The following is a 12,005-nucleotide window of genomic DNA, read 5'->3' on the forward strand; positions in this document are numbered from 1 at the left end:
TGGCCCTCAGCGGGACGCTGACCAACAACAGCGGAGGCGAAATCGTCAGCCGCGATGCGCTGACGCTGACCACGCCCGCGCTGTTTAACTACGGCCTGATCCAGGGCGGCGGTGAGACGCGGGTGACCGCCTCCTCGCAGGCGCGTAACGACGGCAGGCTCCTGTCCGGCGCGCGCCTGACGCTCGGCACCCCGCAATTCACCGGCACCGGCTGGCTGCAGGCCACCGACCTCATACTCAATGCGGCAAACGCCATCAACGGCGGCACGTGGGTGGCCGATCGCGCCACCCTGACCGGCACCAACTTCGCCAGCCAGGGCACCACCCAGGCGGGACAGCTGACGGTTAACTACAGCCAGCTGAACAACAGCGGCACGCTGCTCGGCAACGCGCAGCTGAATATTGGCGCGGACCAGGTAACCCAGAGCGCGGGCGGCAAGCTGCTGAGCGGCGGCAACCTGTGGCTGCAGAGCCGGGGGCTGGACCTTACCGGCCAGCTGGTGTCCCTGGGGGACTTAACGCTGCAGCTGACGAACGCGTTTACCAGCCGGACCGCCGTGGCGGCAGGCAGAACCCTGACCATCAACAGCGGCGGCGACATCGATAACCGCAGCGTGCTGCAGGGGCAGGCGGTCAACCTGAACGCGGGCGGGCAGCTCAACAACAACGGACAAATCACAACCGGCGGCGGCGCGAGTACGCTCTCCGGCAGCAGCGTGGCGCTGAACGCCGCGGGCTCGGTGCAGGGCGGGGGCGACATCACCGTGGCCAGCCGGAGCAATATTACCGTGGACGGCTTCACCGGCACGCGCGGCTCGCTGACCCTGAGCGCGCCGGGCGCCATCGTCAACACCGCGCTGCTTTATGCGGCGAATAACCTGACGCTGTTTGCCGACAGCATCACCAACCAGCGCGGCGACATCATGGCGGGGAACAACCTGTGGATGCAGCGGGATGCGGCAGGGAATGCGAACAGCCAGGTGGTGAACACGTCGGGGAATATTGAGACGCAGAATGGTGATATTACGATCAGAACGGGGCATTTGCTGAACCAAAGGGATGGGCTTAAAGCAATCCAAACCTCAATTGCAGGAACAGACCTTATACCTGGGATGGGTAATGCGACCATTAATGTTGATATCAGCCAGTTGCCTGAAGGATCCTATGGCATCAATGGTTATGCCTATACAACACAATCGGGTGCCTGTAATGCAAATGGTGCCTGCGACTATTACCATTATTATCAGTACTACTACGCACCTTTTGCCGATAAGGCGACGCAAAAGTTCATTTCCAGCCAGAGCCAAACAGATGTTTCCAGTTCTGGTGGCGCATCCCGAATTGCTTCGGGGAGAACTCTGACAATTGGTGCCAACGCGCTCGATAATGCGGCTAGCAGCATTCTGGCTAATAACAATATTGACCTTTCTGGCGATACATTAAACAACCAGAGCTGGCAATCAGGAACGTTTACTAATTACCTGATTTATAAATATTCCCCCCAGAAATATTCGAACAAGCAGTTTGCGAATGATGATGTCAGCGCTCTACCGCGTAATGACAACACCGGAATAAAATATGACGGCAAGACGGTACGTCTTCCTCGCGAAAGAACAATAGAATTCAAACTGATTGGCACTGACAGCATTCAGGAAGGCGGTGAAATATATCGCTCAGTCATTCAGGCTGGTGGTGATGTCAACGCCAGGTTTGCCAGCTCTATTGGTAATGAAACCACAAGCGCCGGCACTGGTCGGATCAGCAACGCCATCGTGGCTCCATCGCTGAATTCGCTCACCAACCCGTCTATCGGCAGCGGCGTACAAAAACAGGGGCTGAGCAATACCGGCACCGTGGCGGTGAACTCGCCGCAGTGGAACGATCAGCTCCAGGGTGCGCTGCAGCAGATTAACGGCGGCGGCGCGCTGGAAAACGGCGGTGCGTCCGGCACGCCTCTCAGCAACATTGGCACCACGCAGAAAGGCAACGCCAACCTCGGCCAGCTGGGCGCGCTGGCGAACGCGGGGGTCACCACCGCCGATCTCAGAACCGCTCAGGGCGGAGCCGTCGGGCATTATCAGGGACAGCGCGTCGATACCAGCGCTTACCCGCTGCCGTCGGGCAACAACGGCTATTTTGTTTTCTCCGACAATCCGAAAAGTCCGTACCTGATCAGCATCAACCCGAAACTGAACGGTCTCGGACAGCTTGATCCCGCCCTGTTTGCCGACCTGAACGCGATGCTCGGGGTCAAACCGTCGTCCACGGCGCCGCAGGAGACGCGGCTGGCGTTTACCGACGAGAAGCAGTTCCTCGGCTCGTCCTACATGCTCGGCCGCCTCAACCTGAACCCGGATTACGACTACCGCTTCCTCGGCGATGCGGCGTTCGATACCCGCTATGTCTCCAACGTGGTGCTCAACCAGACCGGTAACCGCTACCTGAACGGCATCGGCTCCGATCTGGATCAGATGCGCTATCTGATGGACAACGCCGCGGCGGCGCAGCAGTCGCTGGGCCTGCAGTTTGGCGTCTCGCTGACCGCCGATCAGATTGCCGCACTCGACCACAGCCTGCTGTGGTGGGAGAAAGCCACCGTCAACGGCGAAACCGTGATGGTACCGAAACTCTACCTGTCGCCGAAGGACGTCACCGTCAATAACGGCAGCGTAATCGCGGGCAACAACGTCACCCTGAAGGGCGGCGACATCACCAACAGCGGCAGCTCGCTGCTGGCTAAAAACAGCCTGACGCTCGACAGCCAGAACAGCATCAGCAACCTCAACAACGGCCTGATGAAAGCGGGCGGCGACCTGAACCTGAGCGCCATCGGCGATATCAATAACATCAGCTCAACCATCAGCGGCAAAACGGTCGCGCTGGAGAGCCTGGACGGCAGCATCAACAACCTGACCCAGGTTGAGCAGATTGATATCAACGCCGGAGGGAAGTACGGCAAGATCGGCCTGAAAGACACGCTGCTGGGCAACACGGCGTCGATTACCGCGCAGGATGGCCTGTCGCTTGAGGCGGGGAAAAACATCACCGTTACCGGGGCGAACCTGGCCTCCGGCGGCGATATGCTGCTGAACGCGTGGGGTGATATTGCCGTCAACGCGAATCAGATCAACGACGCATTCAGCTCCAGCCGGGCGAAAACCAGCCGTTCGTCCGTCACGTATCAGGGCAGTAACGTCACCGCGGGCGGCAACCTGCTGGTGAATACCGGGCACAACCTTGACGTGACCGCCAGCGACCTGAAGGCGGGCGGCAGCGCGGGGCTGAGCGCGGGCAACGATCTCAATCTGAACGCGGCACAGACCAGCGAAAGCAGCCGTAAAGGGAAAAGCGAATCCCACAGCACCGGGCTCGACCGCACCACGATTTCCGCAGGCGATAACCTGGTGCTGAAGGCCGGGCAGGATATCAACGCTCAGGCCGCTGCGCTGGCGGCGGAGAAAAGCGTCGGGCTGCAGGCGGGTCGCGACGTGAATCTGGCTGCGGAAGAGACCACGCAGGGCGACAGCTATAAGTCAGGCCGTAAAAAAGTGATTAACGAGTCGGTTCGCCAGTCGGGAACCGACATCACTGCGGGTGGGAATGTGACTGTTGTCGCCGGACGTGATGTAACGGCGCAGGCAGCAGATGTCTATGCCGCAGGCGATACAGCCGTGGCCGCCGGGCGGGATATCACCCTTTCCACTGCAACGGAAAGTGACTATGCATACCGGGAGGAGAAAAAGACGTCCGGTGGATTCCTCAGCAAGAAAACCACTCACACCGTCCACGAAGAAACGCATACGCGTGAGAAAGGTACGCAGCTTTCCGGCGACAACGTTGCTCTCCGGGCTGGTAACAACCTGACGGTGCAGGGCTCATCAGTTGCCGCTGAGCGCGATGTGGCCCTGAAGGCTGGGAATGATCTGACCGTGGAGGCAGCAACCAACACCGACACGTTCTACGACATGAAGAAGACGAAAAAATCCGGCGTTTTCTCCAGCGGGTCGGGATTGGGTATTACCATCGGGTCGCAGTCTTCAAAAAGCACCCGACATGGGGCAAATACGACGCAAAGTGATGCCCGCAGCACGGTGGGTACTACTGGCGGTAATGTCATTATCAGCGCCGGAAATGATGTCCAGTTGAGTGCGGCAGATGTGGTTGCCGGAAGAGCGAAGGATGATTCCTCCCGTAAAACCGGCCATATCGATATCACTGGCGACAGCATCGCCATCCTTCCTGGCCGTGATACGACCACTGAGTCCATGAAGCAGGAGACCAAATCGTCTGGCGTCACCGTCAGTGTGAAAGCGCCATTTGAAGACACTGTGCGTAACGTGCGCGATATCGTTCGTGGTAAGGGCAACAGTGGCAACAGCACCGTCGATAAAGTGAAGGGACTGGTGGCGGAAGGCGGTGCGCTCGCGCTTGACGGACCAGGGCAGATGATGGCCGTTGCCGCAGGTAGCACCCGGTCTTCCTCTGAGTCGCACTACGAGGGCGAGTTTAACAGCGGCAGTCATCTTGCCGCCGCAGGCAATATCCAGATGACTGCCACCGGTAAACAGGGAGGCAGCAACAGCGGCAATATCCTGATTGCCGGAAGCCAGGCTAAGGCCGGTGAAACGGTGATCCTCGATGCGAAACGCGACGTTGATATCACCACCTCCACTGACAGCGAGAAATACGGCAGCAGCGCAAAAAATAGCGGCTGGAATCTCTCGAGCGCCCTGAGCGCCGGAAGTGCTGTTCGCGCCATCGCGGGTGGGGGTTCCCACGGTAATCAGCTCCTGCCGGGCGGGATGAGCAAGGCGGAGAGCAACAGTAGTGGCACCCGAACCACACAAAACGCGTCGGTCATTCAGGGCTCAGATATTTTCGTTAACAGTCGTGACGGCAGCGTGAATATCAGCGGCAGCCTGATGACCGCCACGGACGATCTTCTGCTATCAGCCACAAATGGGGATATCTCCGTTTCTGCCGGACGCGATACATCGCGCAGTGAGAGCAGCGGCAGCAGCAAATTGCTGGGAACGCTGGGAGGCGATGGTTACAGCGCCACGGCAGGCTACCGCCATGAAAAAAACAGCAGTCGGGAAGATAGCAGCCTCGAAAACGGATTGCGCAGCCAGCTAAGCAGCAAAAACGGTAACGTTGTCGCGCAGGCCGGTAACGATCTCTCCCTGTCAGGTACGGATATCCGTGCCGGTAAATCGGTGTCACTCAGTGGCGAAAATGTCCTCATGGGGGTGAGCCGGGATACCCGTGACGGTGAAAACCACAGCAGCAGCGCCCAGTATGGTGTGACGGCATCTGCTGGCGGCTGGGCTGTTGAGGCTGCAAAAGCCGCTGAGACGGCTGCCCGCAGCGCAGAAAACGGCGATGACCCGAGGCTGACCGCCATCAGAACAGGTCAGTCGGCGGCAACCGCGGCGCAGGGCGCTATGTCGGACTCGTCGCTCATCAAGGCTAAAGTGTCTTTAACGGCGGGGACGTCATCTCAGGACAGTCGTTACAACAGTACGGACACGCAGGGCACCACCATTACTGCCGGTGAGAATGTCTCTGTCCGTGCCGGAAACGACATTGCCGGTATGGGGGTACAGATCGCGGGTAAACACGCGGCGCTGGATGCGGGGCGGGATATTCTGCTGTCTGCCTCCCAGAACACAACCCACTCTGAGAGTAAAAACAGCGGTAGCCAGTTCAGCGTCGGTGTCGGTGTGAGCCTGATTGGTGCGCAAAACGGCATCTCGGTGGAGCTGGGAGCGTCACAGCATAAGGGTAAGGAAAACAGCCAGTCACAGCGCAATACGAACAGCGTTGTCCATGCTGATGAACAGCTTACGGTGAACAGCGGACGCGACACCACCCTGAAAGGTGCGGAGCTGGAAGGTAACCGTGTGGTGGTGAATACCGGACGCGATCTCACCATCAGCAGCGTGCAGGATACGGCCAGTTATGACAGCAAGCAGTCTTCGTCAGGCGCGTCCCTCAGTCTGTGCATACCGCCACTGTGTTATGGTGCCTCTTCCGGTAGCGTCAGTGCATCGGGTGAGAATATCACCCAGAATGGTAAGAGCGTTGTTGAACAGAGTGGGATATTCGCAGGCAAGGGCGGCTTTGCTGTCACCACCGGAAATCATACCCAGCTTGACGGCGCGGTGATTGCATCCACGGCGTCTGCAGATAAAAATAGCCTCGACACCGGTACGCTGGGTTTCAGTAATCTCCACAACGAGAGCCAGACCAGCGGCAACGGCTACACGGTGGCGCTTTCCGGCAGCGCGGGCGGCAGCGGAAACGGTGAAAATCGCAACCTGGCACCGGCCATCGGTACGGGCCAGGCAGAAGAGAGCCACACCGGAACGACCTCATCAGCGGTGAGTGGCGGTAGCATTGTCATTCGCAACCCGGCGGGACAGAAACAGGATATTGCTGACCTGAGCCGTGATACGGCTGACGCCCACCACGGCGTGAACGTGAGCGGCGATGTGCAAAAGGTCAGGGATAACCTGGCGGTCCAGAGCGAAGGCGCGGCGCTGGCCACTTCTGCGCTGGATGCTTACGGCAAGTATGCGGAGCAGAAAGCGCGGGAGTCCAATGCGGCGCTGGGCGCGAAACTAGCATCTGAAGGAAAACTGCAGGGCGATACGCCGCAGGAGCAGGAAGCGTTCCTGAAGACGCAGCCCGGATATCAGAATACCGAGTACGGTCCGGGGAGTGCCTTCTGGACTAAGGGCAGCGCAGCGGCGGGATTACTGGCAGGTGCGCTTGGCGGTAACCTGAAGGCAGGCGCGGCAGCAGGGGCGGCCCCTTTGCTGGCGACCCTGGTCAAGGAGCAGAAAGACCCGACAGCCCGTGCCGCGCTGCACGGTATTGTGGCGGCGGCGCTGACGCAGCTGAGTGGCGGGAGCAGTGCGGATGGCCTGAAGGCCGGAGCTATAGGGGCCATTACGGCCTCGGCGATGACCAACCATCTGGTCAGTGCGCTGTATGGAGATAAAAAATCCAGTGACCTGACGCCAGAGGAAAAACGGCTGGTCAGTAGCCTGGTGAGTATCGCGGGTGGTCTGGCAGGCGCTGCGGTGACGGATGGCAGCGTCTCCATGGCGGCGACGGCGTCGGAAACGGCGAAGGTGGAGGTTGAGAATAACTCGCTGGGTGTCGTTATACAGGGCGGTAAACTGGCTGCACAGGGATGTCTGAAAATTTCTGCTTGCCGTGATCGCCTGGTTGCCAGTGGTCTGGGTGCTTTACTGGGCATTGGTGCATCCACATCAGCAATGGATACATTGTCACAAGATGAGCAGTTGCATCTGATCTATGTGGCCTCGCTCAATGATCCTTCCCAGCTCAGTCAGTTAAATGATGCTCAGAAAGCGGCCTATGAGTCCCTGACAGGTAAGACGATCACCAGTACTGGTGGTACGCAGGTCATCAACCCGGGACCATCAAACACCGGTGGAGACCAGACTGTAACTGGAAATGTGCCTTCAAATACAGGGAATAATCAGTCCTCGGGTCAGGGGGCAACCAATACAGGTAACAATGATGGAAATCCGGATACTGGCGGCAATACTACGGTTACACCGATTCCAGAAGGGCCGAATAAGGATGATTTAGCTTATCTGGCCCTTAAGGGTAAAGAGGCTGAAGAAGCAGCTAAAAAATTAGGATTCGATACCAGAATCCCACCACAGAAAGCACCATTTAATTCTCATGGGCAGCCAGTTTATTCTGATGGTAAAAAATACATTACTCCCGATATTGATAGTCATAATGTTACAAATGGTTGGAAAATGTTTGATCGTAAAGGCAACAGAATTGGAACTTATGACAGTAACTTGAACAGGATTAAGGACTAACATATGTTTGGCATTTTCCCTGAGGATAAACCAGTGAATAATGAAGGTGAATGTTTCTTGCCATCATCGGTAATTATTGGTGGTTTTTCAGAGGTAATAAATATTCCACTGTCTTACTGGAATATAGATAATTACAAAGTTAGCTGGCTAAACTCTCTTAAAGAGGGATTGACAAATAAAAAGCATGCTGCTTTGGTTGTTTCAATGTATGAGCCTGATAATGCGAACTTTATATTTACTTGGGTTTTATATTTCTCGGGTAATGATGTTTTTGTTCAAAATAAAATTTTATTTTTGGATGAGTGTCCGGGATTCAATCCTGAAATGATAAATGAATTTACTGATTCGCGCAAAACACATAATGAAGATGGAGTTAAAATTTCAGAGTGGAACACTGATTTAGATAGTGTTATTAATTTTTATAAAACTCTAAAAAAATGGCATGAATCAAATCGTTGATACATGAATTTGAGGTATAGCGATATTATTCGATAATATATGAATTTATTCTGGCAGGATATTAAGCGATATCAGTAGGTTACACCGTGTTATGTTCGTTGGGAGCTCTTCTGCGTGCTATTTATATGATAAATGCGTGGCAGACCTGAGCGTCACTGAGCGGCGGTAGCGTCTGTGGCTCCAAAATGCTTAACAGCGAAAAAGGCTTGGGCATAAAATACAATAGGGTCAATAAGGCACTAAAAGAAAAGGAATAAGACATTATCAGAGCAATGTGCGTCGGATCGAGTTGTTGTGGAGAATAACTCTCTGAGTGATGGGTTCGATTTGCCAAAAGGGATGATGTATAACTGCCAGTTGGTACAGTCCTATGCACAGTATGCAGAGGACAGCAATCTTTCGCCGGAGCAGGTTTAGTCTGGATTACAGGATATTGTGTGCGGTGATTTACCGGAGAGCGAAAACATTATCAAAGCGATCTGGGAAAACAGTCCGGGAACAGATAGTTTGTTAATTGTCACCTGAAGGTTCCGCAAGGTCTGGAGCTTTCAATGAAGCTAAAAGGAAATCGGGTATCCCTGTAAGCCAAAGCCCGAGTAAAGTATATCCAAATGTTGATAAACGGAATAACCCTCAACCAGGATATATATATGAATTTGAAGTGCCCAGACCTGGCGGCGGAACACAGAAAGTATATATTCGTGATGATGCGGGTGGTCATTTCTTTACGGATGACCTAAGCCAAAATAGAGGCCCACATTTTAATGATGAAAGAGGTAATCATTATGACTACTAACTATGTCAAGCGATATGCTGAAAATATAAATATCAAAAATAATATTTGTGATCTTAGCGGTTTACTCCCTGGTATGAATGAGATAGCAGTCGTAAGTTGGGAATTGCCTAATTGTTCCCGTAAGGAGTTTGGTGCCTTCCTGTTAAATGAAATGTTCTCTACAATTACTGATGGTGAATTAAATTGTTATCATGTAATGGTAGAGTTAGTTCCAGAGCAGCCTGATACGGCGATAGTTAATTATAAAAAAACATGGGGGTTGATTGAAAATTCAGGTGTGAAATTAGAATCTTTTCAAGATAAGTCTTCTTTTATTGATAAGGGAAGTCGTGGGTTAATACTAACAGGAACTTGTCGTATTTCTTGTTCTCTTCATGGTGAGATTCAGCAGCTAATAAACTCTGAAGAGAAATTGTTTTTTTCTAATTTATCGCCAGACTTGAGTATTTCTTGTGAATCTCAACCAAAGCGACTAATAAAATGGATTGAAAATATACTGCATAATAATGGGGTTGTTTTTTTTATGTTGGGGCGGTTTGATGAAAATGACTCAGAGGTTGTTGCTATCGGCAAAAGAATTGTTTTGGAAAAAATTATATGATTTTTGTTAATCATTATACACATATGGAAATAACGATGACACGCCTTATGGACATGCTAATATGCATGGCGATTTTCACCGGGATAGTTGTGTGTTCCGACAAAAAAACGTCGGGCCAAAAAGTTGCTGCTTTGGAAATGCATCAGCAAAATGACTTATAACCTGCTGACTAGAGGGAAATTGGCTTTGGGCCCTCAATAATCGCGTCGGAACGAGTTGTTGTTGAGAATAACTCGCTGAGTGGTGACCGGGCTAGCGAAGCGGCAAAACAGACTGCTGAATCCCTGAAAAATCAGGTAAGAGACAAGCTGGGCGAAGGTGCAACCTCTGCCATCGCGAATGGTATTATCAATACTCTCGCTGATACCAGTGAAGCAGCACTAGGCTCGGCGGACTAAGCCGCTGATGCGGCAATGGCACTGGCTTCGTGTGCTGCGGGCGACAGCTACTGCAGCAAGGCGATGAGCGACCTGGCCGGGAAAAATCAGGCGGTAGCAGACAGCGTTAAGGCGCTGATGAAAAGTGATACCTGGTACGCTGTTGCTAATACGCTGACTGGAGCATGGGGCGGAAACTAGGCTTCCTTGGAAGCAACTGGGGGAATACTGGCTAGTATTATATTGCCTGGCAAAAAAGTTCCTGAAGGTACTGTTAATGCTGGGAAAATTTCGGCTGAAAAAGAAGCATTAGAAAAAATTGCTCAGAACTCGAAAAATACAGCTAACCTTAATTCAAAACAGAATTATTCGGTGCTTGATCTACAGGCTTCATAAAGCAATGTCATCATAGAACAAGACAAGCTTAAATTTCTATTTGGAGAGATCAATAGTAGTGCTCATAACACCCCCCGTTCGACTCAATTGGCTCAATCAATGTATCGTCTTGGTATTCCTTTAGATGATGTATGGGCCAAGTTGATAATGGAACATATTTCTCAGGTTCCTAAAATACCAGGCAGTATTATAAATGTTTATAGTAATAAATTCGGAAGGTTTGAAATTAGAGAGTCATTGCTAATGGGGCCATCAGGTAAGGCTGCCAAGTTAGAAACATCATTCCAAATAATGGATGATGGTTCTCGTCGATTCATAACAACAATACCGAAGGATGGCAAAAAATGATTTTTATCGAAAATCTTCCAGATCCTATAGATCTCCTTTCGTTTTTTGAAAGTGAACCGTTTTTTTCTAATGAAATAGATCATCACTATGGGTATGAATATACAGATAGTAATGGTGGGAAATTAATTTTCTCATATGCAGCTTTAGAAGGGTGGATCCAAACCATAATTGAAGTTAATGGTGAGAAAATATCTCAACATCTTAGCGAAGGTGTTAACTATTTTGAAATCAAGAGCGAAACAAAAGGTGAATATCTGTCATCTGATATCAATTTAGGAGAAACCGTAACGCGAATGGAGATTAGGTTAAAGCCTTATGTATCAGTTCAATGGAGTACATTAATAAGATGATTAACAAGAAATCCGCCCATAGTTGGTGGTTTTTTGCTCCGCAACGGCTTAAATGTGTATGAAAATGGAAAAATTGTACATGAACAAGCTTTCCATCAGGTTTATATCGATGGTCAGTATGTTTACGATCCAAGAGTGTCCTTAAAACCAATTCCTAAAGGAGATTGGGAAAAACATATCAAATCTATAAATCAGGGAAGTGTTAAGATCTCTGACAAATTACAGGGTATAGAATAATGTTTCCGATAGGTAAGAAAGAAACAATCTTGTTGGACTTCATTGGTTCTCTTGGAAAACTGGAGTGGTTACATTATCAGAGCCGTATTGAAGATGAATGGATAAATGACCATTTTGAAAAAATTGAACGCTCTAAGTATCCTCCTTATACCAGTTTTCGTTTTGAAAAAGAGGTCCCAGAAGTTATTACCTTACTGGAAGATGCGATTCAATCATATAAAGGTAAAGTTGAGTGGTGTATGACCCATCATCCGAAAGAGTATGGTACTGGTGTTAATCATCGTATTTTGCCTACATTTGTTAAGAATCTCAGAGTCAGTGAAGGTATGGAAGATGTTAACGAGTATATTGAAAACCATTATCCTGATTTTGGCCCAATCGCCTATGAAGATCTTGTCGGACTGACGGAGCATGTTCAATCAGTTTTCAAAAATGCTGGATATGACGCATAAATTTTCTTTATATGCTCTGTAATAACATTTTGATATGAAGTCTTAACCCGTTATACGTACGGACGGAAAGAAGTGTCAGTTGGCTATTTTAGTCAGAATGCCTTAACAATAATGGCTAGCG

At 51.4% G+C, this 12,005-nt stretch carries 9 protein-coding genes; all 9 read left to right on the forward strand.

Annotated features, from left to right (window positions below):
- Positions 1-7,868: hemagglutinin repeat-containing protein (locus tag P349_RS07320; protein WP_193745670.1), on the forward strand; the 7,868-nt coding region annotated here is incomplete at its 5' end.
- A 3-nt stretch (positions 7,869-7,871) separates the two neighbouring features.
- Entirely contained in the window at positions 7,872-8,327 is a 456-nt protein-coding gene (locus P349_RS07315) for a hypothetical protein (protein ID WP_032648175.1), read from the forward strand.
- Positions 8,328-8,988: 661 nt separating this feature from the next.
- The gene (locus P349_RS26860) at positions 8,989-9,123 is read left to right on the forward strand and encodes an HNH/endonuclease VII fold putative polymorphic toxin (protein WP_238550734.1); all 135 of its coding nucleotides are present in this window, start codon (positions 8,989-8,991) and stop codon (positions 9,121-9,123) included.
- Positions 9,113-9,724 carry a hypothetical protein gene (locus P349_RS07310; protein WP_071995319.1) on the forward strand — a complete coding sequence of 204 codons (612 nt, stop codon included), beginning with the start codon at positions 9,113-9,115 and terminating at the stop codon, positions 9,722-9,724. The genes P349_RS26860 and P349_RS07310 overlap by 11 nt, the downstream gene beginning before the upstream one ends.
- A 413-nt stretch (positions 9,725-10,137) precedes the next feature.
- Positions 10,138-10,302 carry a hypothetical protein gene (locus P349_RS26865; protein ID WP_238550733.1) on the forward strand — a complete coding sequence of 55 codons (165 nt, stop codon included), beginning with the start codon at positions 10,138-10,140 and terminating at the stop codon, positions 10,300-10,302.
- 6 nt (positions 10,303-10,308) lie between these two features.
- Positions 10,309-10,497, forward strand: coding sequence for a hypothetical protein (locus P349_RS26870; protein WP_238550732.1), 189 nt, complete (start codon positions 10,309-10,311; stop codon positions 10,495-10,497).
- A gap of 99 nt (positions 10,498-10,596) precedes the next feature.
- Entirely contained in the window at positions 10,597-10,845 is a 249-nt protein-coding gene (locus P349_RS26405) for a hypothetical protein (RefSeq protein WP_071995320.1), read from the forward strand.
- On the forward strand, positions 10,842-11,195 hold the full coding sequence (locus P349_RS07305) for a hypothetical protein (protein WP_050597510.1): 354 nt from the start codon (positions 10,842-10,844) through the stop codon (positions 11,193-11,195). Before P349_RS26405 ends, P349_RS07305 begins: the two co-directional genes overlap by 4 nt.
- A 236-nt stretch (positions 11,196-11,431) precedes the next feature.
- On the forward strand, positions 11,432-11,884 hold the full coding sequence (locus tag P349_RS07300; protein WP_032648172.1) for a hypothetical protein: 453 nt from the start codon (positions 11,432-11,434) through the stop codon (positions 11,882-11,884).
- The last annotated feature ends 121 nt before the right edge of the window (positions 11,885-12,005 follow it).

It is taken from the genome of Enterobacter sp. DC4 (assembly GCF_000568095.1).
GTDB lineage: Bacteria > Pseudomonadota > Gammaproteobacteria > Enterobacterales > Enterobacteriaceae > Enterobacter > Enterobacter pseudoroggenkampii.

Excerpts from the sequence above, each read along its gene's own strand:
- P349_RS07315 (WP_032648175.1), top strand. The coding sequence starts at position 7,872 with ATGTTTGGCATTTTCCCTGAGGATAAACCAGTGAATAATGAAGGTGAA.
- P349_RS26405 (WP_071995320.1), top strand. The coding sequence starts at position 10,597 with ATGTATCGTCTTGGTATTCCTTTAGATGATGTATGGGCCAAGTTGATA.
- P349_RS07300 (WP_032648172.1), top strand. The coding sequence starts at position 11,432 with ATGTTTCCGATAGGTAAGAAAGAAACAATCTTGTTGGACTTCATTGGT.
- P349_RS07305 (WP_050597510.1), top strand. The coding sequence starts at position 10,842 with ATGATTTTTATCGAAAATCTTCCAGATCCTATAGATCTCCTTTCGTTT.
- P349_RS07310 (WP_071995319.1), top strand. The coding sequence starts at position 9,113 with ATGACTACTAACTATGTCAAGCGATATGCTGAAAATATAAATATCAAA.
- P349_RS26865 (WP_238550733.1), top strand. The coding sequence starts at position 10,138 with ATGGCACTGGCTTCGTGTGCTGCGGGCGACAGCTACTGCAGCAAGGCG.